The sequence below is a fragment of the Dehalococcoidales bacterium genome (genome assembly GCA_041656115.1).
Lineage (GTDB): Bacteria > Chloroflexota > Dehalococcoidia > Dehalococcoidales > UBA5627 > UBA5627.
This window is the reverse complement of sequence record JBBAED010000005.1, coordinates 75167-89637: the sequence shown is the minus strand read 5'-3', so window position 1 is coordinate 89637 and position 14471 is coordinate 75167. Positions and strand designations below refer to the sequence as shown.

The window sequence follows — 14471 nt, the reverse complement described above, 5'->3', positions numbered from 1 at the left end:
CGATTTGACAGCCAAAAGCCTTCCTGATATACTATCTCGGTAATTGCTCGTAATGAGCAGCATTTTAAAAATCTAAATAACTAAAACTAGGCTTGGATTATGTTCCTTCCTGGTGGTTTAAGCGAAGTGGTACCACCCGTTCCCATCCCGAACACGGTCGTGAAACGCTTCAGCACAGACGATACTGAGGGGGTGACTCCTTGTGGAAAATATGCCACTGCCAGGGGGACTATACAAGCCTTTTTCTTTTTTTACAAAAATCCGCATAATCGTTGAAATAACGAAACCTCACATAGTATTATAGAAAGAACACATACCGTTTTTTGACCTGAGCTATTTGTTGCACTATAATTATATAGACTTAAATATTCGTAAAAAAGGCTTTGTTAGGAGATTGAAATGGCCAGCCGATTCGACAAATTTTCTGAAAGAGCTCGCAGGGTTCTCACCCTTGCACAGGATGAGGCGCAGCGTCTGAATCATAACTATATCGGCACCGAGCATATTCTTCTCGGACTGGTAAAGGAAGAGGACGGCGTAGCGGCACGCGTTCTGGTGGGGATGGGCCTTAATCTGGGGAAAATATCCCAGGCAGTCGAGTATATTATAGGACCGGGCGATAAAGCTAACGTCAACACGACCGGTCTTACCACCAAAGCAAAGAGAGTGCTGGAACTGGCAATAGATGAAGCGCGCCAGTTGGGGCACACCTATATAGGAACAGAGCACCTGCTGCTCGGTTTACTGCGTGAAGGCGAAGGGGTTGCTTCCAAGGTTTTGGACAGCTTCGGCGTAACGCTTGAAAAAGCACGCGGCGAAGTTACCAGGCTGGCTGCCCAGAGCTCGGCAAAAAGCCGCATGGTACGCCGGACAAACACCAGCCGAACCCCTACCCTTGACCAAGTCAGCCATGATTTAACGGCAGCCGCCCGTGCCGGCAAACTTGACCCCGTTATCGGGCGCGAAAAAGAAATTGAACGTTTAATCCAGATATTAAGCCGCCGCACCAAAAATAACCCGGCTTTAATCGGGGAACCCGGCGTCGGCAAAACCGCCATTGTTGAAGGGCTTGCCCACCGTATTGTAGAGGGCGATGTTCCCGAAACGCTGGAAAAAAAGAGGGTGGTGGCACTGGATATTGCTTCAGTGGTTGCCGGAACCAAATATCGCGGCGAATTCGAAGAACGTTTAAAGAAGGTTATCGAGGAAGTTAAAAACGCCGGTAACTGTGTTCTTTTTATTGATGAATTTCATACCATGATGGGCGCAGGGGCCGCCGAAGGCGCCGTAGATGCCGCCAATATCTTAAAGCCCTCGCTGGCAAGAGGCGAACTGCAATGCATCGGCGCCACAACTTTGGACGATTACCGCAAACATATTGAGCGTGATTCGGCGCTGGAACGCCGATTCCAGCCGATTCTGGTTGAAGAACCCTCCGAAGAGGAAACGATCGAAATACTGCGCGGAATTAAAACACGCTACGAAGAGCACCATCAGCTTATTATCAGCGATGATGCCATAAAATCAGCGGTAAAATTTGCCACCAGATATATCCCGGACCGCTTCCTGCCGGATAAGGCTATTGATTTAATTGACGAAGCTTCTTCGCGCGTCAGAATAAAATACTATGCCAAGCCGGCCGAGCTAAAAAAACTCAGGCAGGAAGAGGAACAATTTAATAAAAGCAAAGAAGAGGCTTTAGAGGCCCAAGAATACGATACCGCCGCCGAGATGCGACAACAAGCAATTGAAATCGGCGACAAAATCAAAGAACTGGAAGAGCTTACGGCAGAAAAGCAACAGCTTGAAAAACCGACAGTCAATTCCGAAAATATCGCCGAAGTGGTTGCTATGTGGACAGGCATTCCGGTAATGCAAATTGCCGAAGATGAAACCGAACGGCTCCTCAACATGGAAGAGGAATTGCACAAGCGCATCATCGGACAGGATGAGGCGATTACCACCATTTCCAAGGCCGTCAGACGTGCCAGAGCCGGCCTCAAGAACCCGCGCCGTCCAATCGGTAACTTTATCTTCTTAGGACCGACCGGCGTCGGCAAAACCGAACTGGCAAAGGCATTGGCTGAGTTTATGTTCGGTAAAGAAGATACCTTAATACGGATTGATATGTCCGAATTTATGGAAAAATTCTCCGTATCGAGATTGGTCGGGGCACCCCCCGGATATGTCGGTTACGAAGAAGGCGGACAGCTTACCGAAGCGGTAAGAAGAAAGTCTTACTGTTGCATACTGTTAGATGAAATTGAAAAAGCACACGAAGATGTCTTTAATATACTGCTGCAAATCTTTGATGACGGACACTTAACCGATGCCAAAGGCAGAAAGGTAGATTTCCGCAACTGTATTATAATTATGACCAGTAATATCGGCGCGGAGCTGATACGCAAGGGACCCGCAATAGGGTTTGCCTCAAGGAGCGACAAGGCTAAAGAACAGCAGCAATCCTATACCGATATGAAAGATAAACTGATGGATGAGGTAAAAAAGAAATTCAAACCGGAATTCTTAAACCGTATCGATTCGGTAATCGTCTTCCATCCGTTAGATAAAGAACAGATCAGGGAAATAGTTGATTTGATGCTGGGCAACGTTACCAAACAGCTGGCAGAAAAAGAAATCAAACTTAAAGTATCTGAAGAAGCCAAGGACTTCCTCGGCATGAAAGGCTACGATGAGGTATACGGTGCTCGCCCGCTACGCCGTGTGATTCAGGATATGTTGGAGGACAGAATATCCGAAGATATCCTGCGCGGTAATTTTAAGGCCGGCGATACTATTCGTGTCGAAATGGAAGAGGGATCTATTGCAATTTATGCTTCTCCACCCGAGGAGGAATTACCGGAACTACCGACACCGGTTGGCGCTTTACCCGGCGACAGCAGTTCGGATATAGTCAATTAGTAGTTCTGTTATGTTAGTTTAGAAAAATAAAAGGGGCGTTGGAATCATACAAGATAATCAACTGCCCCTTTTTTATATCGGAAATACCTGGAAGGGATTTGGACACTATGGATGTTGATTGGAATCAGGCGCTGCAAGTCGGCATGATAGGATTTGCGCTTGTCTTTTTAGTATTAGTAATACTTGCCCTTGTGATGCAGTTTACCGGATGGTTTTTTAATAAATCAGTCGGTTTTAGTTTTAAGAACTTTTTCAAAAAAGGCGAGGGAGACGAGGCTGTCACCGATTTGAAAATCGAGTCGGAAGAAGAACCCGAATACGACCCCGACTTGCAAATCAGTAACGGCAATAATCAAAATTAGAAAGAAAAGTGAAATATGTTATTTGATGTATTAGAAACAGGTCTGCCGGGTATAACTTGGGGTGCGATTGCCATGCTTATCGGCGGTGCCTTACTCCTTTATCTCGGCATTGTTAAAAAAATGGAACCGTTGCTGCTGGTGCCGATTGGGTTCGGTGTTATCCTGGTCAATATGCCTTTCGGCGGGTTAATGGATACGGTAGTTGACGGCGTACTCTATCACTACTACGTTGTCGGAGGGGAACCGGTCGGCTTACTTTCAAGGTTATTCTATTACGGCCTTGATTGGGAAATTATCCCGCTCTTTATTTTCTTGGGGCTCGGTGCAATGACCGATTTTGGCCCCATTATCGCCAACCCGAAAACATTACTGTTAGGCGCCGGCGCCCAATTCGGAGTCTATTTTGCCTTTTTTGCGGCGCTGCTGCTCGGTTTCAGTATTCATGAAGCCGCTTCAATCGGTATTATCGGCGGGGCAGACGGCCCTACCACTATCTATCTTACCAACCGACTGGCACCGACCTTTATCGGCTCAACCGCTGTAGCCGCTTATACCTATATGGCGCTTGTTCCGATTATCCAGCCCCCAATTATTAAACTGCTTACCTCTAAAAAAGAACGTCAAATCTATATGAAACCGCAACTGAGGGAAGTTTCACGCAAAGAAAAAGTTATTTTCCCCGTTATTGCGGCGATAATTATCATCCTTTTGGTACCGGCAGCCGCACCTTTAATCGGTATGTTTATGCTCGGTAACTTACTGCGTGAAAGCGGCGTTACCGAAAGATTAGCCGATACGGCATCGAACGCAATGATGAATATCCTAACGGTTTGTCTTGGCCTGTGTGTCGGTGCCTTTATGACAGCGGAAAACTTCTTAAGATTTGAAAGCCTCTTGGTTTTCTGCTTAGGAATTGTTGCTTTTGCCGCCGCCACTGCCGGCGGGATTCTCCTTGCCAAACTGATGAACTTATTTATAAAAGAGAAAATCAATCCGATGATTGGTGCCGCAGGTGTTTCGGCGGTTCCGATGGCGGCTCGCGTAGTCCAGAAAATCGGGCAAGAGGAAAACCCTCAAAACTTCCTTTTAATGCAGGCAATGGGGCCTAATATTGCCGGCGTTATCGGCACAGCTACCGCTGCCGGTTTGTTTATCGGCATGTTGCAGTAAAACTGTTTATTATCAATGGTTTGACATCAACCCCTTCTTCCCCAGCGGAGGAAGGGGTTTCTTTTTAGGGCAAATGATTGCTAAGGTCGAATGATGCGTGTATCATAATGCTAAGTAGCTTGCACGAGAATAATATGGACAATATCGCAAAAATTCAAGACCGCCTGATTAAAGCCTCAGAGCGTTGGGCCTTAGGCAAAGGCTTTGACCTCCAAGATGCCGCAAAACTGCGTCTTAAAGCTATTTTATTAAATCATCGCCACTATTACGATAACATCCCTTTGTATCGTCAAATAGCCGCAGAAGAAGGCTGCGGTAAAAATTGTGATTTTAAAGATATTAAAGAAAAAATGATGCTTTCAACCGATATCTTCAAAAGCTACCGTCAAAGCTGGATAGATAATAACGATTACAAGCAAATGAATAACTGGGTCAGCTCAGTCTTTCATCGAAAAATAGATATTGATACAAAAGGTATTCAAACAATCGATGAGTGGATTAACGCGCTCGACCAAGCCGGAATTTATATTACTTACAGCTCCGGAACTTCGGGCGCTTTTTCGTTTGTCCCCAGAGAAAAAGCGGATTGGGAATTATCAAGGAGGGCTAATATCACCTACCTAACTCCCCTGCTGACAAAATTAATTACAGATAATGGCCTTTCAAATCCCCTTATTAAAGCCGCCTCGGTTTTAAGGCTGTCGGAGGCCGCAAAAAGAAAATTTTTACTTAATTACGATGCCGCCTTCCTTGCTTTCGAAAGCGGCCGGATGGGAAATCAAGCTTTGATAGAAGAACTGGCCCCGCTGTTTAAAAAATCCTACTTCCTCTACACCGGTAAAATCAGCGGAAGCGCCCTGCGTCAATTGCAACGCGAACCTAACACCGAAAAAGAACGCGAAGCTCTGGAATCGTTAAAGGATAAAGTAACCGGTAAGAGCAAAGAAAATTATTTAAAACTTGCGGGAAATATCGAAAAATCAACCCAAAACGGGCAAAAACTATTCCTTTTCGGTGCCCCTTATCAGTTTAAGGAGTTATGTGAAGTTTTAGCGGATAACAACCGGCAGTTAAGCTTACATCCGCAAAGTGTGGCGATGCTTGGCGGCGGTTGGAAAGCGTTTACGGGGAATGTTATTGATCGCAATACCCTAATCGGGATAATTAAAAAAGCATTGGGGATTGATTCTGCAATGATATCGGAAGGCTATTCAATGACGGAAAGCAGCATTCTTACGATTCGTTGCAGAGAAGGAAGCTTTCATATCCCGCCAACGATTGAGCCGCTTGTTTTTGATGCCGCCTTAAAACCGTTGGAAGGTAATGACGTGAGAGGGGCATTCGGATTCATGGACACGCTGGCAACATCTCATCCGGGTTTTTTAATCAGTAACGATTACGTGCATATGGTTAATTCAGAATGTCCGTGCGGATTAAACGGCCCGGCAATCCTTGAAATAGGACGTTTAGCAGGCAGCGAAGTAAAGGGGTGCGGGGGCATTATGGGCTCATTTTCCGCATAAAAGAGGAGGGGGAAACTATGGATAAGAGCAATCTTTTCGTTTTAGAGGAAAACGTTATAGGAATCCCCTTTTTAGTAAAAGGAAAACTTATTCAGCCTCCGTCTATCAAATACCAAGATCTAAAAGAGGCATTCGAAGGGACGGATATCGGCGCCGATTATTTAAAAATTAATGAAGCTCAAGTTATCAGAGAGCCGATTACTGGTAACCAAACAACAGAATGCACCGACGGATATATCTACCAAGTGATGCCGATTATTAAGGCGGAAGACTTGATTGAAAATGACATCGATAACCTTGTAAAAACCCTTTATTCCCTTTCCGTAGCTGAAATTTTGGATTATTTGGATAACATCGGCAATTATTTATGTAAAAATAAAAATCTACTGTCGCAAGCAGCCAAAATCTACGGCCTGACTGCTAAATACCCGGATAATATTATAAATGCACAACTTTCCGCGATTTCAAAAACCTTAAACGGTAAAACGGCAAAAGATATCATTGATGCGGAACTGTCTTATAACGGAAAACCCGGCAGCGCTTTCTTAAACGGCTGGGTAAAGGTCAACAATAAAGGTGTTGCCGTTCGTGCGATGCCAACCCGCCAGCTTCATATTACCGCCGGAAACGCTTTTGAGGTTCCGATTATTTCCGCACTGCGCGCGGTGCTTACAAAATCGGCGGCGGTTATAAAAATGCCTCGCGAAGCGCTTATTTCCGGGGCGCTGCTTGCCGTTGCCGCATACAACACAGCGCCAAATCATCCGATTACACAAAACATGTCGCTTGTGTATTGGCGGGGAGGCGATTATGAAATTGAAAAGGATTTATTTAAACCGAAGGCTTTTGACAGGATTATAGTTTGGGGTGGTGCAAATGCCGTAACGGCAATCCAAAATCAAAACCCTTTTGTAAGGGTAATCTCGTTTAATCCCAAATACGGTATCAGTTTAATTGGCAAAAAATGCTTTAGCGCTAACCTCAAAGAAACAGTTGCTAAAGCGCTTAAAGATGTTCTGATAAATAATCAAAATTCCTGTAACGCTTCGCTTGTGCACTACGTTGAAGGAACAAAGGAACAAGTAAACGAATATGCGCTGCTTATACAGCAAGGATTAAAAAACTACGATAGAATCGCCCCTAATTTCGTAATACCGGATGCCGCCGGACAAATTAAACGAATGAAACGCGGTAAATATGCCGGAGAAAAATGGTATCTCAACTATACAAACGAAAATTACGTTTCGGGGGCGACGGTAATTAACGGGGAGTTTGATATTCTTGATCACCCGTTATCACGATTAGTGGTTATCAGGCCGGTAGACAAAGCGGAAGATGCCCTCAAATACATCCATCAAAGCGTTTCAACCGTAGGAATATTCCCCGAGAAACTTCGACTGGAATTAAAAGAGCAAATACTTGGCCGCGGCGCATCAACTGTTTTGCCGCTGGGACAATGCGATACCGTTTTTGGCGGAATGCCCCATGACGGAATGATAGTTTTAAGCCAACTTGTCGATTGGAAAACGGGATAAGACCGTAACCCTATCCCGTTAAGCAAGACTTTTTAAGTAGCTATCTAAACAAATCTTTGTCTTAACTCGCCGCCCGACAGCGGGCTGTAAAACGCCGGAGGTATATCAAGCATCGTAAAAGCACCGGCGTGCCCTTTTTGCTTCATTCGATAAGCCGCTCTGGCACAGGCAACCAAAATACTGCCCGTAAACTCGGGGTTGTTATCGAGTTGCAAGCGGTACTCTATGATTTGTTTATGGTTATCACCGGTAACGGCCGAAGTCAGGACAAAGCCCCCGTGGGGTAAATTCGAATGCTTGCACTTCATTTCTTCTTCGGTAATAAAAATTACTTCGGTTTCGTAATCGGCATAATAATCGGGCATTTCGGTTATTTCTTTTCTGATTCTGTCGTGTTCATGTAAGTTTTCGGCGACCACGTAAACCAAACGCTTGTGCATTTCCCTTTTTAAAAGCTCGGGAACATTTCCGTTTCTGATTTCTTCAATCGCGCTTTCTATCGGAACGGTATATTGACGCGCATCAATAACGCCTGCTACTTTACGAGCGGCATCGGAATGTCCTTGGCTAACGCCCCTACCCCAAAAAGTATATGCGGTACTTTGCGGGAAAAAGGAGTGCCCTAACATTCTTTCAATCGAAAAAATGCCGGGGTCCCAGCCGGTGGAAATAATCGATACGTTCCCCATCTGACGGGCAATCATATTCATTTTTTGGTAGTACTCCGGCACATTGGCATGCGCATCATAGCTGTCAACGGTGCTGAAATTCTTGGCAAACAAAGGGCCCTGCACGGGGGTATCCTCTTTTGAGCCGCCGCAAAGAATCATCACATCTATTTTCAGCCCCTTGGGAAGGGTGAACCCTTCACTGTTAAATACCGGAATATCTCCCAGCTCTTTTTGGATAATTTCGGGGCGCCTTGATAAAACAGCACAAAGTTCCATATCGGGGCTTCTTTCAATCGCTGCCTGAACCCCCCTGCCTAAATTACCATATCCGACAATACCGAGATTTAACATCCGCAGATCCTCCTCGGGCAATGTAATTTATATTACATTAGCATAAAAAAATCCCGCCCGCAAAAAAATTATTTTAAATCGATACACCGTGGCAATATGTTAAAATAAGCGCATACTTCTGTTATCAAAACAATCCATACTGTATAATGGGGATAAGACTTATTGGACACGATTACAGTTTCAAATTGGATTAGAGGAATAACTGATGGCTGCAAATAAAACACGCACTATGTTTGTTTGCCGTGAATGCGGCAGGGAAAATTATCGCTGGGAAGGGAAATGCCCGGGATGCGGGGAATGGAACACGCTGGTTGAAAAAGTTGTGTCTGCATCCGCTTCAAAGAAAAGGCCTATTGACCGCGAGAACCGTCCGCAAAAGCTCTCACAAGTTGATACACCGCCCGAAGCGCGCACCCCGCTGGCGCTGGGCGAGTTTAACCGTGTATTGGGGGGAGGATTGGTATCGGGCTCGTTAATTCTTTTGGGCGGAGAACCGGGTATCGGAAAATCCACGCTTTTGTTGCAAGCCTGTGCCTGTTTAGCCAAAGAAAACAGCGAGGTTGTTTACGTTTCGGGTGAAGAAACGCCGCGCCAAACTAAATTAAGAGCGGCAAGGCTCGGAATTAACAGCGACCATCTTTATGTTCTTTCGGAAAATGACCTCGAAGCTGTTTTGGAACATTTGGATCAAATCAAACCAAGCCTGGCGGTAATTGATTCGATACAAGCGGTATCTCTTACCGGAATTGAATCAACCACCGGCAGTATCGTACAAGTGCGCGAGTGCACTACACATTTAATGCACTGGGCCAAAACAAACCAAATCCCCGTTATTATTACGGGGCATGTCACCAAAGAAGGCACTATTGCCGGCCCCAAGGTGTTGGAACATATCGTAGACTGTGTTTTGTATCTTGAAGGGGAACAGTTCAGCTCCTACAGGCTGCTGCGCTCGATAAAAAACAGGTTCGGGTCAACCAATGAAGTCGGCATTTTTGAAATGAAAAACGAAGGGATGACGGAAGTAACCAACCCTTCGCAAGTATTTCTTTCACAGAGATTGGAACAAGCAGTCGGCTCGGCGGTTGTACCGACACTTGAAGGCAGCCGCCCGCTATTGGTTGAGATTCAGGCCTTAACCAATACCACGTCGTTCGGATTACCGCGCCGAACGGCTAACGGCGTAGATTTCGGCAGGTTATTAATGATTACGGCGGTGCTTAGCCGTCGTGCCTATTTAAAGCTCGGTAATCAGGATATTATCGTTAATGCAACCGGAGGAATCCAGATTAAAGAACCGGCAGCCGATTTGGCGATTGCGCTGGCAATTGCATCAAGCTTTAAGGATAAGGGCATTAACCCCGAAATGGCAGCCCTCGGTGAAATCGGCCTCAGCGGCGAACTCAGAGGGATTTCGCAGCCGGAAAGACGGGTTACCGAAGCGGCCAGATTGGGCTTTAAAAAATGTATCATCCCGCAGGCCAGTATGAAGCATATCAAAACAAAGGATATTCAGCTTTTACCCGCATCAACGCTCAGGGAAGCAATCAGAATCGGGCTTACCGAAGAGCAAAGCGGGGATAGAGCCGAAGAATAAAAGATGGGTGACTAATTAAAATGTGCGCTAAGGTAGGAGCCATAATCGTAGCCGCCGGCAAAGGCGAACGGATGAAGGGGATTGATAAAATCTTTGTACCCCTTAACGGAAAACCTTTACTGGCATGGACGGTCGAAGTATTCGAGAAATGCTCCGCAATCGACCAAATTGTAATTGTCCTCGGGGAGCATAATATCGAAACAGGCAAAAAATTGGCAGCCGATTACGGTTGGCAAAAGGTAACCGCTATTTGCACCGGCGGCAAAGAGCGCCAGCAATCGGTTTCTAACGGGCTTCAACTGCTGGAAGATTGTGAGTGGATTGTAATTCACGACGGGGCACGCCCCTTTGTTAAGGAATCGCTGATTAAAATCGGGATTAGCGAGGCGAAGGAAACGGGAGCGGCTGTAGCTGCCGTACCGGTAACCGATACAATTAAAATGGCCTCCGACGACAATTTCATTATCGGAACCCCGCCGCGTGAAAAATTGTGGGCGGTACAAACACCGCAAGTTTTTAAATCTGATATAATAAGAGAGGCGCACGCTAAGGCTTGCAAAAACGCAACCGACGATGCGGCGCTAGCAGAGAGCTTGGGGTATACCGTAAAACTATATCCCGGTTCGTATAACAATATTAAAGTTACCACACCCCTGGATTTGTCACTGGCAGAAATTCTGGTAAAAGGAGGCACATAAAATGCGTGTCGGAATTGGCTATGATGTACACCGCTTGGCACCGGATTTAAAGCTGGTTTTAGGAGGGGTTGAGATACCCTCCCGGCAAGGTCTTATCGGCTGGAGCGATGCCGATGTACTGACCCATGCCGTAATGGATGCCCTGTTGGGAGCGGCCGCCTTAGGGGATATCGGGCAGCACTTTCCGCCCGGAGACCCGAGTTTAAAAGGGATTTCAAGCCTTATCTTACTGGAAAGGGTCTTGGAACTTCTTAAAACAAACAGGTACCGCGTCGGAAACATTGATGCGGTTATCGTCGCCGAGCAGCCTAAACTAATGGAACATATTCAAAATATCAGAAAGAAACTTGCAGATACCATGAAAGTGGATATCGGCGCCGTCAGCGTCAAAGCGAACACCTCGGAACAACTCGGGTTTGCCGGCAGAGAAGAAGGCATGGTCGCTTGGGCGGTAGCCACAATTGAAGAGGAGAACGGATGAAGATTTTCAGCACCCTGTCTGCTAAAAAAGAGGAATTTGTACCGCACGGCGATGAGGTAACAATGTATGTCTGCGGAGTTACCCCCTACTCCGATGCCCATATCGGGCATGCGATGAGCTATATTATTTTTGATGTTATCAGGCGTTACATCAAATTCAGCGGGTATAAACTCAAGTTTGTGCAAAACTTTACCGATATCGATGATAAAATTATTAATCGCGCAAATGAAAGAGGAATTTCCGCTTCTGCGCTTGCGGAGCAATATTCCGATAGTTTTTTGGAAGATATGGATGCTCTAAATGTTGTCAGAGCCGATTTTTACCCCCGAGCTACCGGTGAAATTGATAAAATCATCGAAGTTGTTGAGGGGCTAATCGATAACGGATTTGCCTACGAAGCCGACGGCAGTGTCTATTTTAGGGTCACTAAGATTAAAGATTACGGCAAACTGGCACACCGTACATTGGATTCAATGATGGCCGGTGCAAGAATTGAAATTGAACAGGATAAAGAGAACCCGATGGATTTTACCCTCTGGAAGGCTTCAAAGCCGGGAGAACCGTCCTGGACAAGCCCTTGGGGAGAAGGAAGACCCGGCTGGCATATCGAATGCAGTGCGATGTCTTTAAAGTATCTCGGGGATAAAATCGATATTCACGGCGGCGGGAGCGACCTTATATTCCCGCATCACGAAAACGAAATCGTGCAGTCGGAAAGTTTTACCGGGCAGAAGCCGTTTGCCAAATATTGGCTGCATAACGGGTTGTTGCAGTTCGGCGAAGATAAAATGAGTAAATCTTTAGGGAACCTAATTACGATTAAAGATGCCTTAAAAGATTACGGCGCCGATACGATTCGCATCTTTGTTTTGAACTCGCATTACCGCAGCCCTTTAAAGTTTTCAACGGAAGCTTTTCAGGCGGCGGATAGCGGTGCCGACCGTTTAAGACGCACCGTTGAGAGAGAAGATACCGCTAACGCTAACGGTAACGCGGTTGATCCGGAACCATATCGCAAGATGTTTATCGAAGCAATGGATGACGATTTTAATACACCGCAGGCACTGGCGGCTTTATTTGATCTTGCCCGAGCAATCAACCAAGGGGCGGATTCCGGGGCAAATATTTCCGAAGCCAAAAAGACCCTGCTGGATTTAGGGCAGAATGTCCTCGGGCTGAGATTAAACCCCGTAAGTTTTGAAGATAACCCTGAAATCCAAGACTTAATAGAACAGCGTCGGATTTTCAGAGAGGGAAAAAACTGGAAAGAAGCCGACGCCGTACGTGAAAAGCTGGCGGCTTTGGGGGTTGCGGTTGAGGATACACCGAACGGCGTAAAAATCACCCCGCTAAAGAAAAAGTAGCTCTCATTAAAACTTGCAAGGCGGGATAAAACACTTTGGTAAACGGGATTGAAACCTTGTTGTAACGGATACCAACGTCCGCCCTTGATAAGAGACCCTCATTTATGCTAAATTAAGTAATCATTTGGGCCCATAGTTCAGTTGGGAGAACGTTTGACTGGCAGTCAAAAGGTCGAGAGTTCGAGCCTCTCTGGGTCCACCAAAATATCATCCTCGCCGCGTTATTTTGCTCCCTTTATTCGTTATGAATAGCTTGCTTTATTCAAAGATTATTCTCCTCTAAAAACTCGTCTGAAACTGTTTAAAGTAGTGTCGGACGGAGGAGGTCGGCAAGCAGACGCATAGCTTGGCCGCAAAAACGCAAACAGTTAAGCCCTTGCGTTTTAACAAGGGCTTCTTAAATTCAGGCTATCCCCGTCTTCAATTTTTGTTTGCGGTTGTAACCGCCGTAATCGGTTCTTATTTTATGACCAATGAATTCTTCCGCCGCCCCGCCCGTAATGGAACCGGCGTACCGCAAGCTTTAGAAATATCGACCTGTCCTGCGGTAAGGACGGCTTCATTAAGCAGTCCATAGCGGTCAGCAAGTCGGACAACAAAAAAGCGGTTATTGTCATTTTTTATATCCCTCCTTATTATTAACATCCCAATATACATCATTTTATTGACAGCATTTTGTCAAAATATTAGAAGAAATGGGCAAATTTTTAGTTTTTTTTGACTTTTTATTGGAGTAATTGCATAATGCGGGAAAATAAGCTAAAGGGGGAAGGGGATGGAGAGAATTAAAAAAACAGAGCGAATGATAAAAATCTGGTTTCTAATCTACCAAAACCCTCTGCGCTTTTCGACTAAAGACCTCGCCAAAAGGTTTGGCGTCAATGTCCGCACAATCTACCGTGATATCGACAGCCTCGGAACCGATTTAATGGTTCCGATATATGAAGAAAAGGCCAAATGGGCAATCGATGAGAGTTATTTCCTGCCTCCCGTCCGTTTTTCGTTAAAAGAGGCCCTTAATATCTTTTTGGCGGCACGCCTTATGTTAAATTACAGCAACCGCTACGATCCTAACATTGCCACCACCTTCAATTTTTTGGCATCGGTAATGCCGCCGCCGCTGGCAAAACAAGTCTTAAATACAATTGATTGGATGGAAAAACTGCCCCGCAACGAACGTTTTATATTTACGCTTCCCAAACTCGCCGAAGCTTGGACTTCTCAACGCAAAGTCAAAATAACTTACCGCTCCCTGCCGGCCGAAAAAGCCACCGAGCGCATTATTGAACCCTATTTTATTGAACCGGCGGCGCCGGGGCATTCCAGCTATGTTCTCGCCCATTGCTGCCGTGCAGGTGAAATGCGAGTCTTCAAAACCGAGCGAATTGAGTCAATCGAGCTGACCGATGAAAAATACACCATCCCCCAAGATTTTGATGCCAATAAATACTTCTCAAGCGCCTGGGGAATCATTGTTGACGGAGAAGAACAAACCGTAAAGCTCAAATTCATCCCGCAAATTGCCCGCTTTGCCGAGGAAACCGTCTGGCACCCGTCGCAGAAATTGGAAAAGCAGCCCGACGGATCGGTAATTATGACGATAAAAGTCTTTTACACCAGTGAACTGCTGAATTGGATAACGGGCTGGGGTGAAAAAGTGGAGGTTTTGGAACCGCCCCAACTGCGCCAAGAGGTGTTGCAAATAGCGAAGGATATGGTTAAAGTTTATCGTAAGAAGTAGGATTTTGACATAGCGCTGTCAAAGAGATGCGCAAGAATAGAGAACCGACGAATATT

The 14471-nt window shown here is 45.8% G+C and carries 12 protein-coding genes, 1 tRNA gene and 1 rRNA gene; 13 read left to right on the top strand and 1 reads right to left on the bottom strand.

Features of this window, described 5'->3' with window-relative positions; all coding sequences use genetic code 11:
• The first annotated feature begins 108 nt into the window (after nt 1-108).
• The 6 genes from rrf (at nt 109) to WC958_04500 (ending at nt 7512) form a co-directional block, all read left to right on the top strand.
• Nucleotides 109-226 (top strand): 5S ribosomal RNA (gene rrf, locus WC958_04525).
• Between the two features lie 173 nt (nt 227-399).
• Nucleotides 400-2922 carry an ATP-dependent Clp protease ATP-binding subunit gene (locus WC958_04520; GenBank protein ID MFA5629494.1) on the top strand — a complete coding sequence of 841 codons (2523 nt, stop codon included), beginning with the start codon at nt 400-402 and terminating at the stop codon, nt 2920-2922.
• 98 nt (nt 2923-3020) lie between these two features.
• The gene (locus WC958_04515) at nt 3021-3284 is read left to right on the top strand and encodes an OadG family protein (GenBank protein ID MFA5629493.1); all 264 of its coding nucleotides are present in this window, start codon (nt 3021-3023) and stop codon (nt 3282-3284) included.
• Nucleotides 3285-3299: 15 nt separating this feature from the next.
• Entirely contained in the window at nt 3300-4454 is a 1155-nt protein-coding gene (locus WC958_04510) for a sodium ion-translocating decarboxylase subunit beta (protein ID MFA5629492.1), read from the top strand.
• Between the two features lie 134 nt (nt 4455-4588).
• Nucleotides 4589-5977 (top strand): hypothetical protein, encoded by a 1389-nt coding sequence (locus WC958_04505; GenBank protein ID MFA5629491.1) that lies wholly within the window; start codon nt 4589-4591, stop codon nt 5975-5977.
• A gap of 17 nt (nt 5978-5994) precedes the next feature.
• Nucleotides 5995-7512 carry an acyl-CoA reductase gene (locus tag WC958_04500; GenBank protein ID MFA5629490.1) on the top strand — a complete coding sequence of 506 codons (1518 nt, stop codon included), beginning with the start codon at nt 5995-5997 and terminating at the stop codon, nt 7510-7512.
• Nucleotides 7513-7556: 44 nt separating this feature from the next.
• Here the strand turns inward: WC958_04500 and WC958_04495 are convergent, their stop codons facing one another.
• A complete protein-coding gene (locus WC958_04495) occupies nt 7557-8534 on the bottom strand; it encodes a diaminopimelate dehydrogenase (GenBank protein ID MFA5629489.1) in 978 nt (325 codons plus the stop codon).
• Between the two features lie 205 nt (nt 8535-8739).
• On the opposite strand from WC958_04495, the gene radA reads away from it, so the two are divergent.
• From radA to WC958_04460, 7 genes are all read left to right on the top strand, one after another.
• Nucleotides 8740-10131: a DNA repair protein RadA gene (gene radA / locus WC958_04490; protein MFA5629488.1), complete on the top strand. Its 1392-nt coding sequence runs from the start codon at nt 8740-8742 to the stop codon at nt 10129-10131.
• A gap of 20 nt (nt 10132-10151) precedes the next feature.
• On the top strand, nt 10152-10829 hold the full coding sequence (gene ispD, locus WC958_04485) for a 2-C-methyl-D-erythritol 4-phosphate cytidylyltransferase (GenBank protein MFA5629487.1): 678 nt from the start codon (nt 10152-10154) through the stop codon (nt 10827-10829).
• Nucleotide 10830: 1 nt separating this feature from the next.
• Entirely contained in the window at nt 10831-11310 is a 480-nt protein-coding gene (ispF, locus tag WC958_04480; GenBank protein ID MFA5629486.1) for a 2-C-methyl-D-erythritol 2,4-cyclodiphosphate synthase, read from the top strand.
• A complete protein-coding gene (cysS, locus tag WC958_04475; protein MFA5629485.1) occupies nt 11307-12674 on the top strand; it encodes a cysteine--tRNA ligase in 1368 nt (455 codons plus the stop codon). Before ispF ends, cysS begins: the two co-directional genes overlap by 4 nt.
• A gap of 126 nt (nt 12675-12800) precedes the next feature.
• A tRNA-Ala gene (locus tag WC958_04470) sits at nt 12801-12876 on the top strand.
• A 144-nt stretch (nt 12877-13020) separates the two neighbouring features.
• Nucleotides 13021-13251 (top strand): hypothetical protein, encoded by a 231-nt coding sequence (locus WC958_04465; GenBank protein ID MFA5629484.1) that lies wholly within the window; start codon nt 13021-13023, stop codon nt 13249-13251.
• 198 nt (nt 13252-13449) lie between these two features.
• Nucleotides 13450-14415, top strand: a complete 966-nt coding sequence (locus tag WC958_04460) for a transcriptional regulator (protein ID MFA5629483.1) — start codon at nt 13450-13452, stop codon at nt 14413-14415.
• Nucleotides 14416-14471 lie beyond the last annotated feature (56 nt).

Coding starts and splice junctions, on each gene's coding strand:
- WC958_04520 (MFA5629494.1), top strand. CDS start 400: ATGGCCAGCCGATTCGACAAATTTTCTGAAAGAGCTCGCAGGGTTCTC.
- WC958_04510 (MFA5629492.1), top strand. CDS start 3,300: ATGTTATTTGATGTATTAGAAACAGGTCTGCCGGGTATAACTTGGGGT.
- WC958_04505 (MFA5629491.1), top strand. CDS start 4,589: ATGGACAATATCGCAAAAATTCAAGACCGCCTGATTAAAGCCTCAGAG.
- WC958_04500 (MFA5629490.1), top strand. CDS start 5,995: ATGGATAAGAGCAATCTTTTCGTTTTAGAGGAAAACGTTATAGGAATC.
- WC958_04495 (MFA5629489.1), bottom strand. CDS start 8,534: ATGTTAAATCTCGGTATTGTCGGATATGGTAATTTAGGCAGGGGGGTT.
- radA (MFA5629488.1), top strand. CDS start 8,740: ATGGCTGCAAATAAAACACGCACTATGTTTGTTTGCCGTGAATGCGGC.
- ispD (MFA5629487.1), top strand. CDS start 10,152: ATGTGCGCTAAGGTAGGAGCCATAATCGTAGCCGCCGGCAAAGGCGAA.
- ispF (MFA5629486.1), top strand. CDS start 10,831: ATGCGTGTCGGAATTGGCTATGATGTACACCGCTTGGCACCGGATTTA.
- cysS (MFA5629485.1), top strand. CDS start 11,307: ATGAAGATTTTCAGCACCCTGTCTGCTAAAAAAGAGGAATTTGTACCG.
- WC958_04460 (MFA5629483.1), top strand. CDS start 13,450: ATGGAGAGAATTAAAAAAACAGAGCGAATGATAAAAATCTGGTTTCTA.